Below are 14,895 nucleotides of genomic sequence, written 5' to 3'. Positions count from 1 at the left end.
GAACGCCGGATCAGCCTCCCACGGCCTTCCGCACCAGGTCCGGCCTGTTCGTGATGATCCCGTCCACCCCGTACCCGGCGACCCGCCGGGCCGTCCTCGCGTCGTTGACCGTCCACGCGAAGACCTTCATCGGCTTGCCGTGCGGCCCGTCGAAGCTCTGGACGGAGGACACGTACGCCGGGGAGAGCGAGCTGTGGGAGGGGTTGATCTGGTCGGCGAACCGGGCGTAGTGGACCAGGTCCGACATCGGCGGTGTCCCCAGCAGGGCCGTCTTCACGCCGGGCTTCAGCCTGTGCACCGTCCGCACACTGGCCGCGCTGAAGCTCTGCACGATGAGCCGTCCCGCCCGATGCGGCCGGTCGAGCCAGCCCTCGTCGTTGAGGACCTTCAGCGTCTGCCGCTCGATGCCCGGGTACAGCTTCGGATTCTTGATCTCGAGGAGCAACTTCTGACGGTGACGGTCCAGGCGGTGCACGAACTGGTCCAGTGTCGGCACGCGCGCACCCGCGTACGCCCGTCCGAACCAGCTGCCCGCGTCCAGCCGGGCGATCTCCGCAGCGGTGAAGTCCTTCACCTTCCAAGGGGCCCGGCCGGGGAAGACCTCCTCGGCGTTCGTGGTGCGCCGCAGGCTGTCGTCGTGGATGACGACCAGCTTGCCGTCCCTGGTCCGCTGTACGTCGTTCTCCACCCAGCGGATGCCCAGCTCCGCCGCTCTGTCCACGGCGGCCAGGGTGTTCTCGGGTGCGTAGGCGGAGGCACCCCGGTGCGCGATGACCAGCGGCGACGCGCCGCCCTCCGCGGCCCGCGCGGGGGAGAGCGGGAACAACAGGGCGGCGGTCCCCAGGAGTGCGGTGGTCGAGGCGGCGACAGCGCGCGCGTGCATGCGTACTCCTCGCGACGAACGAACGGCGACATCACGGACAGCACAACTGTGACAGCAGAGGGTCAACGCGAGAGGGGTGCAGGATGGCCACACGTTGAACGGAATTCGCCCAACTCCGCTCACTGGTACCGCACAACTGCGGCAAGGCCGTGTTTCTTTGCCGGAAAGTCGTTCGACCATTCCGGTGGGAGTCATACTCTCTGCGTCAACCCTGACCGCTCGTGCGGTCCTGGGAGGGGGCGCACATCAGGAATTCCGGGACGTACGAGGGCGGAAAGGGCAGCCGCGCATGCAAGGCACGGTCGACGGATTCAGCTACGGCCTGGTCACACCCCTGGTGGCCTACTTCATGGCCTGCCTCGGCGGTGCGCTGGGCCTGCGCTGCACCACGAGATCCATGGTCGTCGCCCAGTCCTGGCGCCCCGGCTGGCTCGCCCTCGGCTCCGCCGCCATCGGCTCCGGCATATGGACCATGCACTTCGTCGCCATGATGGGGTTCACGGTCCGCGGCGTCCCGATCCACTACGACAAGGCGACGACCTTCGCGAGCCTCGCCGTCGCGATCATCATGGTGGGCATCGGGATCTTCATCGTCGGCTACAAGGGTGCGCGCGGTACGGCCCTGTTCACCGGCGGCACCATCACCGGTCTGGGCATCGCGTCGATGCACTACCTCGGCATGGCCAGCATGAGCCTGGACGGAAAGCTGGAGTACAACACCGTCACCGTGGGCATCTCCGTCGCCATCGCCATGGGCGCCGCCACCGCCGCCCTCTGGGCCGCCGGCCAGGTCAGGGGCTTCCTGTGGAGCGTGGGCGCCAGCCTCGTCATGGGGCTCGCCGTCAGCGGGATGCACTACACCGGCATGGCCGCCCTCAGCGTCCACCTGCACGGCACGGGCGAACCCGCCACCGGGGACTCGCCGGCGACGCTCCTCGCGCCCATGCTGATCGGCCCGCTCGCCTTTCTGCTCCTCGCCGCGGTGGTGGTCTTGTTCGACCCGCTGATGGTCATGGGGAGGCCCACCGTCGTCCCCGTCGAGCCCAAGCCCGGCATCCCCGCCCACACCCACGTCCGTCACTCCGCCCGCCGCCTGCGGTTCCGCCCCCGCCGCACCGTGGAGCACCGGGGGTCCCGCACCCCGCAGAACCGCTGATCAGAGCCCATTGTCAGTGCGGGGTCGTACGGTGGATCCCATGCGGCCCGTTTCAAAGATCGAACGCACGGTGGCGCCCTTCGAGGTCGTCAGCCCCTACCAGCCGAACGGCGACCAGCCGACGGCCATCGCCGAGCTCGCCCGGCGCATCGAGGCGGGCGAGAAGGACGTCGTGCTGCTCGGCGCGACCGGCACCGGCAAGTCCGCCACCACCGCGTGGATGATCGAGAAGCTCCAGCGCCCCACCCTCGTCATGGCGCCGAACAAGACGCTGGCCGCCCAGCTGGCCAACGAGTTCCGCGAGCTGCTCCCGAACAACGCCGTCGAGTACTTCGTCTCGTACTACGACTACTACCAGCCCGAGGCGTACGTCCCGCAGTCGGACACCTACATCGAGAAGGACTCCTCGATCAACGAGGAGGTCGAGCGGCTGCGCCACTCCGCGACCAACTCGCTGCTCACCCGCCGTGACGTCGTGGTGGTCGCGTCGGTGTCCTGCATCTACGGCCTGGGCACCCCGCAGGAGTACGTGGACCGCATGGTCCCGCTCAAGGTCGGCGAGGAGATCGACCGCGACGAGCTGCTGCGCCGCTTCGTGGACATCCAGTACACGCGCAACGACCTGGCCTTCACCCGCGGCACCTTCCGCGTCCGCGGCGACACCATCGAGATCTTCCCGGTCTACGAGGAGCTGGCCGTCCGCATCGAGATGTTCGGCGACGAGATCGAGGCGCTGTCCACCCTGCACCCGGTCACCGGCGAGATCATCAGCGACGACCAGCAGCTCTACGTCTTCCCGGCCTCCCACTACGTCGCGGGCCCCGAGCGCCTGGAGCGGGCCGTCAACGACATCGAGAAGGAACTGGCCGAGCGCCTGACCGAGCTGGAGAAACAGGGCAAGCTGCTGGAGGCCCAGCGCCTGCGCATGCGGACCACCTACGACATCGAGATGCTGCGCCAGATCGGCAGCTGCTCCGGCGTGGAGAACTACTCGATGCACTTCGACGGCCGCACGCCCGGCTCCCCGCCCAACACCCTGCTGGACTACTTCCCGGACGACTTCCTCCTCGTCATCGACGAGTCCCACGTCACCGTCCCGCAGATCGGCGCGATGTACGAGGGCGACGCCTCCCGCAAGCGCACCCTCGTCGAGCACGGCTTCCGGCTGCCCTCCGCCCTGGACAACCGCCCACTGAAGTGGGAGGAGTTCCAGGAGCGCATCGGCCAGACGGTCTACCTCTCGGCCACCCCGGGCACCTACGAGATGTCCCGCTCGGACGGCTTCGTCGAGCAGATCATCCGCCCGACCGGCCTCGTCGACCCGGAGGTCGTCGTCAAGCCCACCGAGGGCCAGATCGACGACCTGGTGCACGAGATCCGGCAGCGTACCGAGAAGGACGAGCGCGTCCTGGTCACCACGCTCACCAAGAAGATGGCCGAGGACCTCACCGACTACTTCCTCGAGCTGGGCATCCAGGTGCGCTACCTGCACAGCGACGTCGACACCCTGCGCCGCGTGGAGCTGCTGCGGGAACTGCGCGCCGGTGAGTACGACGTGCTCGTCGGCATCAACCTCCTGCGCGAGGGCCTCGACCTGCCCGAGGTCTCCCTGGTGGCGATCCTCGACGCCGACAAGGAGGGCTTCCTCCGCTCCGGCACCTCCCTGATCCAGACCATCGGCCGCGCCGCGCGCAACGTCTCCGGCCAGGTCCACATGTACGCCGACAAGATCACTCCGGCGATGGAGAAGGCCATCGAGGAGACCAACCGGCGCCGCGAGAAGCAGATCGCGTACAACACGGAACGGGGCATCGACCCCCAGCCGCTCCGCAAGAAGATCAACGACATCGTCGCCCAGATCGCCCGCGAGGACATCGACACCGAGCAGCTGCTCGGCTCGGGTTACCGCAAGGCGAAGAAGGACGGCGGGGGCACCAAGGCGCCGGTGCCCTCCCTCGGCAAGGCGGCCGGCAGCGCCAAGTCCACCAAGGGCAAGGGCAAGCCCGCCGAGACCGTGCCGACCGACCGCCCCGCGGCGGAACTGGCCGGGCAGATCGAGGAGCTGACCGCGCGGATGCGGGCCGCCGCCGCCGAGCTCCAGTTCGAGATCGCGGCCCGGCTGCGCGACGAGGTCTCCGAGATGAAGAAGGAGCTGCGCCAGATGAAGGAGGCGGGCCTGGCCTGACGGTCTGCCGCGTACGCGCAGTGTTGCAAGACCGACACAAAGTGCGGACCGGGGTACGTCACCGTCAGTGCCTCTGCGTAGGGTTCTGGTCAACCGCGACCACGCGGCAACAGGGGATTTCGAGAGGGGAATCAGCGCGTGACCGTCAACATGACCAAGGGTCAGGCCATCAGTCTGCAGAAGAACGACGGCGGCAGCCTGACTGCGGTTCGCATGGGTCTCGGCTGGCAGGCGGCTCCCCGGCGCGGCCTGTTCGGCTCGCGCACGCGAGAGATCGACCTCGACGCCTCCGCCGTCCTGTTCGCGGACAAGCAGCCGGTCGACGTCGTCTTCTTCCGCCACCTCGTGAGCGACGACGGCTCGGTGCGCCACACCGGGGACAACCTCGTCGGCGGTGTCGGCCAGGGCGGCGACGACGAGGCGATCCTCGTCGACCTCGCCCGGGTCCCGGTCCACATCGACCAGATCGTCTTCACCGTGAACTCCTTCACGGGCCAGACCTTCCAGGAAGTGCAGAACGCGTTCTGCCGCCTGGTCGACGAGACCAACGGCCAGGAGCTCGCCCGCTACACGCTCGCCGGCGGCGGCCAGTACACGGCCCAGATCATGGCCAAGGTGCACCGCGCGGGCCAGGGCTGGACGATGACGGCCCTGGGCAACCCGGCCAACGGGCGCACCTTCCAGGACCTGATGCCGGCGATCCTGCCGGTGCTCTGAGCGCACCCGGGCCCCCGGACCGGCGGGCCCGGCGAGCAGCACCCGACTCGACACAACGACACAGGGGGACGAAGGCGATGACGGCCGAGCTGGTGCGGGGGCAGAACCACCCGCTCTCCCAGGCCCGTCTGGAGGTCCGGATCTCGGCCGGCACGCCGCTCGTGGCCGCGGCGGCACTCGGCGACGAGAGCGGCCGGATCCACGGCGTGGAATGGGTGGCCCACCCGGGCGCTCCCACCCAGCCGGGCCTCGAGGTCTCCCGGCAGGCCGCCGCCGACCACCGCCTCGCGGTGGACCTCGACGCCGTGCCGGAGACCGTCCACCGGGTCAGCGTGCTGCTCGCCCTGCCCGTCGGCGGGACGGGGCCGGTCCGTTTCGCCGCGGTGGCGGCCCCCTTCGTCGCGGTCACCGGCCTCGACGGCGAGGAGATAGCCAACTACACCATCACCGGCCTGGAGGCCGAATCGGCCGTCGTCGCCCTCGAGCTCTACCGCCGGCAGGGCGCCTGGAAGGTGCGCGCCGTCGGCCAGGGCTACGCGGGCGGCCTCGCCGAACTCCTCACCGACCAGGGACTGTCGCAGGCCCACCAGCTCGCCGGCAGCATCAACGACGCGGTCGCCCAGGGAGTGGCCCGCTCAGTGCAGGCGCCCCCACCGCGCACGGCGGACGGCGACCGCTCCCGGCAGGCGGCGGCCCCCGCCCTCGGCCCGGACCAGGGCGGCACCGCGCCCCAGACCGGCCCCGTCCCACCGATGTCCCCGTACGGGGGCCAGACGCCGGGCGGTCCCGGGCAGTCCGGTGTTCCCGGGCAGCCCGCACCCCAGCAGCCGTCGTATCCCGCCGCCGTACCGGACTCCGACGCCGTGACCCAGCCGTCCGCGCCGACGGCCGGCGGCCCGATCGACTACAGCCACCCGCGCCGCCAGAACGCCGCTCCGCCGCCGCCCCCGCCGACCGCGCCCCCGGCCGCACCCGGGCAGCCCGCCCGGCCCGTCGCGGGCGACGCGACCGGCTGGTCCATGGAGGAGCGGCTCTACAACCAGGTCTGGGGCATGTTCGAGGACCTGGCCCGCTCCACCGCCGCCTACCGCAGTGCCGTCGACTTCGCCGAGTCCCGCATGGACAAGGAGCTGGAGCAGGTCCTCTCCGACCCGCGCAGCCGGATCGGCGGGCAGGGCGACGCCGCTCGCGAGGCGGCCCGCGCCCGGCACGCCGAGCTCGTCGCCCAGGCCCGGGAGGCCCTGGACCGGGACGTCGCCCAGCTCGCCGCCGAGGCCGACGTCGTCGAACCGGCCCTGCCGCCGGCGTACGCCCGCTGGGACAACCCGGTGTGGCACGGCTACCGGGTGCCGATGGAGATCCCCATGGCCCTGCGCCTGGGCGACCTCCACCTGCCGGAGGCCGACCGGGTCCGCATCCCGATGCTGGTCCGGCTGCCGCTGGAGCGGGGCCTGTGGATCGACAGCGGGGCGGCCGGATCGTTGGACGATTCGTTCACCGACTCCGCCACCATGACCCGTCTCGCCATGGAGACGGCGGTCGCGCACGCGGCCCGGCTGCTGGCCGTCTATCCGGCGGGCGAGTTCACCGTCCACGTCATCGACCCGGCCGGTTCGGGGGCGCAGGCGTTGGTGCCCCTCGTGCAGACGGGTGTGCTCGCGGCCCCGCCCGCGCTCGGCGCCGCGGGGGTGGCGGATGTGCTGGGCCGGCTCACCCAGCGGGTCGATCTGGTGCAGATGGCGGTCCGTGGCGGCGCCGCCGACTCCCTCCCGCCCGGCTTCGACACCTCCCAGCAGCTCCTGATCGTCAACGACTTCCCGCACGGCTTCGACGACCGTGCCGTGAACCAGCTGCGCTACCTCGCCGACGAGGGCCCCGCCTTCGGTGTCCACCTGATGATGGTGGCCGACCGGGAGCAGTCCTCCGGGTACGGACCTTTGCTCGACCCGCTGTGGCGTTCGCTGTTGCGACTGACGCCGGTGGCCGACGATCACCTCGCCGACCCGTGGGTCGGTCATGCGTGGACGTACGAGCCGGCACTGGTGCCGCCCGGCAGCCAGATCCTCCAGCAGGTGCTCCAGCAGGTGGCCATCGCCCGCACCAAGCTCACGTAAAGCTATCTGACCTGGGGTTTTGGGCTTTCTTTTGCCAAGCACTTTACCTGTTCTTGGTGATTGGGTAGTGTTGACGGCACGGAGGGGAGTACTCCCTGTCTGCTGCGGCGTACCCGTCAATACGGATCAGGCCAGATCCCGGGGCGTCGGCCCATCCTTGGGTGGAAGAGACCTCCGGCAGCGACGACGCTGACATTTGCCGTTACGACTGCCGGAGGCGCAGTGGATGTTTCCTTGACCCTATGGGTCCTAACGATCGTGGGCCTCGCCGCCCTCATCGCGGTCGACTTCTTCATCGGCCGCAAGCCGCACGACGTGTCGATCAAGGAAGCCGGGATCTGGACGATCGTCTGGATCGTGCTGGCCGCACTCTTCGGCGTCGGTCTGCTCATCTTCGGCGGTGGCCAGCCCGCCGGTGAGTTCTTCGCCGGCTTCATCACCGAGAAGTCGCTCAGCGTCGACAACCTCTTCGTCTTCGTCCTGATCATGGCGAAGTTCGCGGTCCCGTCGCAGTACCAGCAGCGAGTCCTGCTGATCGGTGTCCTCATCGCCCTGGTCCTGCGAGCGATCTTCATCGCCGCCGGTGCGGCGATCCTCGCCAGCTTCGCCTGGGTCTTCTACATCTTCGGCGCCTTCCTCATCTACACCGCCTGGAAGCTCATCCAGGAGGCCCGGGCCGAGGAGAAGGACGAGGAGTTCGAGGAGAACAAGCTCCTCAAGGCCGCCGAGCGCCGCTTCGGCGTGGCGGACCGGTACCACGGCACCAAGCTGTGGATCGAGGAGAACGGCAAGCGGGTCATGACCCCGATGCTGGTCGTGATGCTGGCCATCGGCACCACCGACGTCCTGTTCGCCCTCGACTCCATCCCGGCGATCTTCGGCCTGACGCAGGACCCGTACATCGTCTTCACGGCCAACGCCTTCGCCCTGATGGGCCTGCGCCAGCTGTACTTCCTCATCGGCGGTCTGCTGAAGAAGCTGGTCCACCTCAGCTACGGCCTGTCGATCATCCTGGGCTTCATCGGCGTGAAGCTGGTGCTGCACGCGCTGCACGAGTCCGGGGTGCATGTCCCCGAGATCAGCATCCCGGTCTCGCTGGGCGTGATCTGTGCCGTCCTGATCGTCACCACGATCACCAGCCTGCGAGCCTCCAAGAAGCAGGCGGCGGCCGAGGGGGCGCAGGACAAGAGCGGAGGCGCTCCGAAGGACAGTGTCGACGCCTGACCACGTCGGGCGCAGGGACAACCATCACCGGGATCGGTGCTCGGCGAATTGCCGACCGCCGGTCCCGGTGCTTGCTTGTTTCCTGGAAGCGTTCCCCGGCCCGGGGGCGCCGCGGGCGGCTGGAGTCGTCATGAAGTTCGTGCAGATCATCGAGTTCGAGACCGAGCGCCTGGACGAGATGCGGCAGGTGCTCGAAGAGGCGGGGCAGCGCAACGCCGGCCGTGCGAACGGCCCCACCCACAGCATGCTGCTGAAGGACCGGGACAAGCCCGGCCGCTACCTGGCGCTGATCGAGTTCGATTCGTACGAGGAGGCCATGCGTAACAGCAACGACCCCGAGACCAGCGCGATGGCACAGCGGCTGGACGCTCTCAGCACGGGCGAGCGGGTCTACACCAACTGCGACGTCCTGGACGAGCGGGACCTCAAGTAACGCCTCAGCGGCGCCTCGGGGCGTCCTCAAGAGCCCGGCACACCGGAGTGCAAGGCCCGAGCACCTCTGCGACGATCGCTGCATGATCGCTCGGAGCAGGCGACTCGCGGCACGGTGGACGACCCTGGTGCCCCTGCTCGCGGTCGTGCTGCTGGTCCTGACCTGGGGACGGGATCTGCCGGTGGCGGTCGTCGCCCTGGTGACCCTGGTCCTCGCGGGAGCCGTCCTGGCCGCCGTGCACCACGCCGAAGTGGTGGCCCACCGCGTCGGTGAGCCGTTCGGGTCCCTCGTGCTCGCCGTCGCCGTCACGATCATCGAGGTCGCCCTGATCGTCACCCTGATGGCCGACGGCGGGGACAAGAGCTCGACCCTGGCCCGGGACACCGTCTTCGCGGCCGTGATGATCACCTGCAACGGCATCGTCGGACTGTGCCTGCTCGTCGCCTCACTGCGGCACGGCACGGCCGTCTTCAACCCGGAGGGGACCGGCGCCGCACTCGCCACGGTCGCGACCCTGTCCACGCTCAGCCTCGTCCTGCCCACGTTCACCACGAGCAAGCCGGGGCCCGAGTTCTCCACCGTCCAGTTGACCTTCGCGGCGCTGTCCTCGCTCGTCCTGTACGGCTTGTTCGTCACCACACAGACCGTGCGGCACCGGGACTACTTCCTGCCGATCACCCGGCACGGCGAGGTCATCACCGTCGAGGAGCACGCCGAGGCGCCGACCGCCTCCACCGCCAGGATCAGCCTGGCCCTGCTCGGCCTGGCCCTGGTCGGCGTGGTCGGCCTGGCCAAGGGCGTCTCGCCCACCATCGAGTCGGGGGTGGAGGCGGCCGGGCTCCACCAAGCCGTCGTCGGCGTGATCATCGCGCTGCTCGTGCTGCTCCCGGAGACCATCGCCGCGCTGCGCTCGGCCCGCCGCGACCGTGTGCAGACCAGCCTGAACCTCGCGCTGGGCTCGGCCATGGCCAGCATCGGCCTGACCATCCCCGCCGTGGCGCTCGCCTCCCTGTGGCTCTCCGGTCCGCTCGTCCTCGGTCTCGGCGCCACACACATGGTGCTGCTCGCTCTGACCGTCGTGGTGGCCTCGCTGACGGTGGTGCCGGGCCGGGCCACGCCGCTCCAGGGCGGTGTCCACCTGGTGCTGTTCGCGGCATACCTGGAGCTGGCGATCAACCCGTAGGCCCGCCCAAACGCTCACGCCAGAGCGAAAACACCATGCGGCTCACCCGGCAGCGCTGCCCGCCCGGCTCATCCCGCCGCTGCCTCGGCAGCACTGCCCACCCGCACCGGGCGCGTCTCCGGCAGCAACGCGAAGCACCCCAGGCTGAAGAGTGCGATCGCCGTCAGATACGCGGCCACACCCCACGGCACCCGCCCGCCCTGCTCGGCGAGCGCGGTCGCCACGATCGGCGTGAGCGCTCCTCCGAGGACCCCGCCCAGGTTGTAGCCGACGGCGGCGCCGGTGCAGCGCACCCGCGGCTCGTACAGCTCCGGCAGATACGCGGCGATCACGGCGAACATCGTGGTGAAGGCGAGCATCGCCCCGAGGAACCCGAGGAACATCGGCAGCGGTGCCCCGGTGGCGAGGAGCGCGACCATCGGGAACATCCACAGGGCGGCGGCCGCACACCCGGTCAGGCACAGGGGCCGCCGGCCGTAGTGGTCACCGAGCAGCGCCACCACCGGGGTGAGGGCCCCCTTCACCAGCACCGCGCCCATGATGCAGGTCAGCATGACGCCACGGCTCACCCCGAGCCGCTCCGTGCCGTAGGCGAGGGACCAGGTCGTCACGGCGTAGAAGATCGCGTAGCCGATCGCGAGTCCGCCGCCGGTCAGCAGCAGGAGCCGCCAGTGGTGGCGGACGACTTCGGCGAGCGGCACGCGCGCGTGGTCGTCGATCCCGAGGAAGCTCGGGCTCTCCGCGAGGGACGACCGCAGCCACAGCCCCGCGGCGGCCAGCACCCCCGCCGCCCAGAACGGCACCCGCCACCCCCACGCGGCGAACTGCGCCTCGGTCAGCGCCGAGGACAGCCCCAGCACCACCCCGTTGGCGATCAGGAACCCCAGCGCGGGCCCGACCTGCGGGAAGCTCGACCACAGCACACGCCGCCGGGCCGGTGCGTGTTCCACGGCCAGCAGCACCGCCCCGCCCCACTCGCCGCCGAGCCCCAGCCCCTGGAGGAAGCGCAGGACGAGCAGGAGCAGGGGAGCGGCCACGCCGATCGAGTCGTATGTCGGGACGAAGCCGACGGCGACCGTGGAGGCCCCGGTCAGCAGCAGGGACGCGACGAGGACCGGGCGCCGTCCGCGCCGGTCCCCGATGTGCCCGAACAGGACCGAGCCGAGCGGCCGTGCCACGAAGCCCACGCCGAAGGTGGCGAAGGCGGCCAGCGTCCCGGCCATCGGAGAGAAGGTCGGGAAGAACAACGGCCCCAGGATCAGGGCCGCCGCGGTTCCGTAGACGAAGAAGTCGTAGAACTCGATGGCGGTACCGGCGAGCGAGGCGGCCGCGAGGCGCGGCATGGAGGGTGCCCTTACGGTGCGTACGTCGTGCATGCCGCGTCAACTACCCACCGTGACTGCCGGTTACGGGGGCGCGTGGAGGGTCTCGGGGGCCCTCAGTACGTGACCGTGATGCGCCGGGCGGGTCCGTCCACGCGCACCGTGCCGCCGTACGGGATCACCAGTTGCGGATCGGTGTGCCCGAAGTCCACGTCGAAGACGATCGTGGTGCCGGGGGCGTAGGTCCGCATGGCGCGCAGGACTGCCTCGCGCTGGTCGCCCGCGTAACGCGCCGCCTCCTCCGGCGTGGTGGGGTGATCGAAGGACCAGGTCTTGGGCCGGCCCATCAGCAGGGCGGCGAAGCGTTGCAGCAGCCCGCGTTCGCCCATGCCGCGCAGGGTGCGGAAGACCTCCGTGGCGCTCGGCATGTCCTCCGAGGTCTCCAGGAGCAGCACGCCGTCGTCGTAAGCGGACAGGTCCCGGGCGATCTCCCGGTCGGCCATCAGCAGCCAGGCGAGGATCTCCAGACAGCCGCCCCAACTGCGGCCCTCGACCACCCGGTCGGGGTTCACCCAGGTCCAGCCGGTACCGGGCCGGGTCTCCGGCTCCGCGTCGAAGGTCGCCGGATCCGCCCAGTCCCTGTCGATGTCGCGCCACCGCTCGGCGGGCCGCAGCTCGTACGGTCCCGGGGTGAACAGGGCCGCGTGCAGGGACTCGGCGGTCTGCGGGTGCATGGCGCCGGGACGGCCCAGTTCGCACATGACGCTGGCGCCGTGGAACGCGACGACGCCGCAGGAGCGCAGGAACGCGAGCAGGTTCGTGTTGTCGCTCATCCCGAAGAACGGCTTCGGGTTGGCCCGGATCACCTCCCGGTCCAGGTACGGCAGCACGGTGATCTGGTCGTCGCCTCCGATCGACGCGATGACCGCCTTGATTTCCGGGTCGGCGAAGGCGGCGTGGATGTCGTCGGCCCGTTGCCGTGGCGTGGAGCCCATGGTGCGGGTCGCCGGGTACTCCACCGGTTCCAGCCCGAACTCCTTGCGCAGCCGCTGCAGACCGAGCTCGTAGGGGAGCGGGAAGAGTCCTGGCAGGCCGGAGGAGGGCGAGATCACGGCGATGCGGTCACCGGGGGACGGCTTCGGCGGATAGGCCGGGCTGGTCAGGCTCGTCGGGCTCGTCGGGCTCGTCATGCGGGGAGGCTACGACCCGGCGTGCGCCCGGCGCACCGAGATAAAACCGGCCATGTGCACGGGGACGCGAGCGGCATGCCGAGCGGGCGGGGCCGGCGTGCGCACGGGGACGCGAGCGGCATGCCGAGCGGGCGGGGCCGGCGTGTGCACGGGGTCACGAGCGGCATCCCGAGGGGGCGGGACCCGGCGTGCACCCCGGGCCGTGATCGGCGTGCTCAGCGGGGCGAGACCCGTACGCGCGCCGTGATAGACCGGCTGTGAGCAGCGCGGTCCGCCACGGGCCGCACGACCCCGAACGGACCGGAGGAACCGTGCCCCGCACCCTGGCCCACGCCCCGATCATGATCCTCAACGGCCCCAATCTGAACCTGCTCGGCCAGCGCCAGCCGGAGATCTACGGTTCCGACACCCTCGCCGACGTCGAGGCCCTGTGCGCCAAGGCGGCGGCCGCACACGGCGGTACGGTCGACTTCCGCCAGTCCAACCACGAGGGCGAGCTGGTCGACTGGATCCACGAGGCGCGACTGAACCACTGCGGCATCGTGATCAACCCCGGTGCCTACTCGCACACCTCCGTCGCCATCCTGGACGCCCTCAACACCTGCGACGGCCTGCCGGTGCTGGAGGTCCACATCTCCAACATCCACCAGCGCGAGTCGTTCCGGCACCACTCCTACGTCTCGCTGCGCGCCGACGGGGTCATCGCGGGCTGCGGCGTGCAGGGGTACGTGTTCGGCGTGGAGCGGGTGGCGGCACTGGCAGGGACGGGCACGGCGGACACCTGAGCCGTCACGGTAAGCCCCGTCGGTCATGGCGGACGCCCTTTACACGGGCGTCGCGTCGGCGTGCGCCGGGGCCGCCGGCCGAGGGCGGGGAACGACAGGCCGGCGGCCCATCCGCTCAGGAGCCGTCATCCTGCGCGGGGCTGAGCCCAGTTGACTGCGCGACGACGCGTGGGGGGAGCGCATGTGCGACACCGGCGTGCGCGAACGATTCACACGGGGCGCGTGCGCGGCGCACCAGTCACGCCGAGCACGCCCCGCGAACACTCGGACCCGACCGCGCCCCCTGCACGCCGTTCACCACCCGCGCGCGTGCCACTCCGGCAGATGCGGGCGCTCCGCGCCGAGGGACGTGTCGTTGCCGTGCCCCGGGTAGACCCAGGTCTCGTCCGGGAGCGCGTCGAAAATCTTGGTCTCGACGTCGTGGATGAGACTGGCGAACGCCTTCGGATCCTGATGAGTGTTGCCCACACCACCGGGGAACAGGCAGTCCCCGGTGAACACATGGGGATGCCCGTGCGGGTCGTCGTAGACCAGGGCGATCGAGCCGGGCGTGTGCCCGACCAGGTGGCGCGCGGTGAGCTCCACGCGCCCGACCAGGATGGTGTCCCCGTCGTCGACCGGCACGTCGGTCCGTACGGGGATGCCCTCGACGTCCTCCCGGCCCGCGTAGGTGCGGGCCCCGGTGGCCGCCACGACCTCGGCGAGCGCCTGCCAGTGATCGCCGTGCCGGTGGGTGGTGACGACGGACGCGATGCCGTCGCCACCGATCATGCCGAGCAGTGTGTCCGCCTCGTTGGCGGCGTCGATCAGCAACTGCTCGTCCGTGGCCCGGCAGCGCAGCAGATAGGCGTTGTTGTTCATCGGACCCACCGCGATCTTGGTGATCATCAGGTCCTTGAGCTCGTGCACATCGGCCGGTCCGCCGACCGTCACCTCTCCGCTGTACGTCATGTCCGTCAGCCTATAGCGGCGGCAGTGCCGGAAGCGGTCCGCCGTCCGACGACAGCGCGGACCCGTCGCGGCGGCCCGCGAGCCAGCCCAGCAGGTCGGCCGGAGTGCCCGTGACCGTCACCTCGGGCCCGTGCTCCCCGGGCTTCCGTCCGGTGCTCCACGCGCGCGTGCCGTCCGTGACGCGGGTGGCCGGCACGTCGGGGTGCCCGGTGAACCGGTCGGCCAGGAAGTCGATCTCCCGTTCGGTGAAGTCCGCCGGCAGGTCCTCCAGCTCGTAGCCGATCCCCAGGTCCACGTGGTGCAGCTCCACCTCGACCCACCGCCGGAACGGCACCCGGGACGCGGAGTCCGTGACCCCGTTGCGCAGCTCCACCGTGCGCGTCCAGTCCGCCGGAGCGTCCCCCGCCTGCTGGAAGCGGGCGGCGCTCTCGCGCAGGTCGGCGAGCTGCACGTCGAGGGCCCGCGGGGCGTCCCGCTCGATGTCGGCGTCCCGCGCCTCGCCGGAGGCGTACATGGGGCGGCCCCGCAGGACGTTCACAAGGGCGTCCGCGTTGCGGGCGAGGTGGGCCAGTACGTGGCCCCGGCTCCAGCCGGGCAGCCGTGACGGCTCCGTCACAGCCGCGTTGTCCAGTGCACCGACTGCGGTCAGCAGCCGTTCCGTCGCGTCACGTACAGATGCCAGGTCATGAGCGTGATCAATCATGGTGCTGACCCTAGCCGCGCCACTCCTTCGGGTGAAGGTGGTGAACGAG

13 protein-coding genes are annotated in these 14,895 nt (G+C 70.5%); 8 read left to right on the top strand and 5 right to left on the bottom strand.

The features are described from left to right. Window positions 1–10: 10 nt before the first annotated feature. Window positions 11–883 (bottom strand): glycerophosphodiester phosphodiesterase family protein, encoded by an 873-nt coding sequence (locus tag ACFZDI_RS28185; RefSeq protein WP_234849813.1) that lies wholly within the window; start codon window positions 881–883, stop codon window positions 11–13. Window positions 884–1,172: 289 nt separating this feature from the next. Between ACFZDI_RS28185 and ACFZDI_RS28180 the strand changes: the two genes are divergently transcribed. From ACFZDI_RS28180 to ACFZDI_RS28150, 7 genes are all read left to right on the top strand, one after another. Then, window positions 1,173–2,039, top strand: coding sequence for an MHYT domain-containing protein (locus ACFZDI_RS28180; RefSeq protein WP_391254121.1), 867 nt, complete (start codon window positions 1,173–1,175; stop codon window positions 2,037–2,039). A 40-nt stretch (window positions 2,040–2,079) separates the two neighbouring features. After that, window positions 2,080–4,224, top strand: coding sequence for an excinuclease ABC subunit UvrB (uvrB, locus tag ACFZDI_RS28175; RefSeq protein ID WP_391254119.1), 2,145 nt, complete (start codon window positions 2,080–2,082; stop codon window positions 4,222–4,224). A 138-nt stretch (window positions 4,225–4,362) separates the two neighbouring features. Continuing rightward, complete coding sequence (locus ACFZDI_RS28170) at window positions 4,363–4,941, top strand: TerD family protein (RefSeq protein WP_234849816.1); 579 nt, start codon at window positions 4,363–4,365, stop codon at window positions 4,939–4,941. A gap of 77 nt (window positions 4,942–5,018) precedes the next feature. Then, window positions 5,019–7,055 carry a TerD family protein gene (locus ACFZDI_RS28165; protein WP_391254117.1) on the top strand — a complete coding sequence of 679 codons (2,037 nt, stop codon included), beginning with the start codon at window positions 5,019–5,021 and terminating at the stop codon, window positions 7,053–7,055. Window positions 7,056–7,277: 222 nt separating this feature from the next. Further along, complete coding sequence (locus tag ACFZDI_RS28160; protein WP_391254115.1) at window positions 7,278–8,279, top strand: TerC/Alx family metal homeostasis membrane protein; 1,002 nt, start codon at window positions 7,278–7,280, stop codon at window positions 8,277–8,279. A gap of 130 nt (window positions 8,280–8,409) precedes the next feature. Further along, window positions 8,410–8,712 (top strand): hypothetical protein, encoded by a 303-nt coding sequence (locus ACFZDI_RS28155; protein WP_391254113.1) that lies wholly within the window; start codon window positions 8,410–8,412, stop codon window positions 8,710–8,712. A gap of 82 nt (window positions 8,713–8,794) precedes the next feature. Next, complete coding sequence (locus ACFZDI_RS28150; RefSeq protein WP_391254111.1) at window positions 8,795–9,895, top strand: calcium:proton antiporter; 1,101 nt, start codon at window positions 8,795–8,797, stop codon at window positions 9,893–9,895. Window positions 9,896–9,963: 68 nt separating this feature from the next. Here ACFZDI_RS28150 and ACFZDI_RS28145 read toward each other — a convergent pair whose 3' ends face one another. Then, the gene (locus tag ACFZDI_RS28145; RefSeq protein ID WP_391254109.1) at window positions 9,964–11,238 is read right to left on the bottom strand and encodes an MFS transporter; all 1,275 of its coding nucleotides are present in this window, start codon (window positions 11,236–11,238) and stop codon (window positions 9,964–9,966) included. A gap of 95 nt (window positions 11,239–11,333) precedes the next feature. Continuing rightward, entirely contained in the window at window positions 11,334–12,380 is a 1,047-nt protein-coding gene (locus tag ACFZDI_RS28140; protein ID WP_391254518.1) for an LD-carboxypeptidase, read from the bottom strand. Window positions 12,381–12,718: 338 nt separating this feature from the next. On the opposite strand from ACFZDI_RS28140, the gene aroQ reads away from it, so the two are divergent. Next, window positions 12,719–13,192: a type II 3-dehydroquinate dehydratase gene (gene aroQ, locus ACFZDI_RS28135; RefSeq protein ID WP_234847335.1), complete on the top strand. Its 474-nt coding sequence runs from the start codon at window positions 12,719–12,721 to the stop codon at window positions 13,190–13,192. Window positions 13,193–13,486: 294 nt separating this feature from the next. Here the strand turns inward: aroQ and ACFZDI_RS28130 are convergent, their stop codons facing one another. Both ACFZDI_RS28130 and ACFZDI_RS28125 read right to left on the bottom strand, forming a co-directional pair. Next, window positions 13,487–14,143 carry an MBL fold metallo-hydrolase gene (locus tag ACFZDI_RS28130; RefSeq protein ID WP_361116063.1) on the bottom strand — a complete coding sequence of 219 codons (657 nt, stop codon included), beginning with the start codon at window positions 14,141–14,143 and terminating at the stop codon, window positions 13,487–13,489. Window positions 14,144–14,153: 10 nt separating this feature from the next. Further along, window positions 14,154–14,846 carry a maleylpyruvate isomerase family mycothiol-dependent enzyme gene (locus ACFZDI_RS28125; protein WP_391254106.1) on the bottom strand — a complete coding sequence of 231 codons (693 nt, stop codon included), beginning with the start codon at window positions 14,844–14,846 and terminating at the stop codon, window positions 14,154–14,156. Between the last annotated feature and the right edge of the window lie 49 nt (window positions 14,847–14,895).

Source organism: Streptomyces sp. NPDC007907, assembly GCF_042959365.1.
In the GTDB taxonomy this organism is placed as follows: domain Bacteria; phylum Actinomycetota; class Actinomycetes; order Streptomycetales; family Streptomycetaceae; genus Streptomyces; species Streptomyces indiaensis.
Note: the sequence above shows the minus strand (reverse complement) of the source record. Positions and strands in the feature narration are given on the sequence as shown.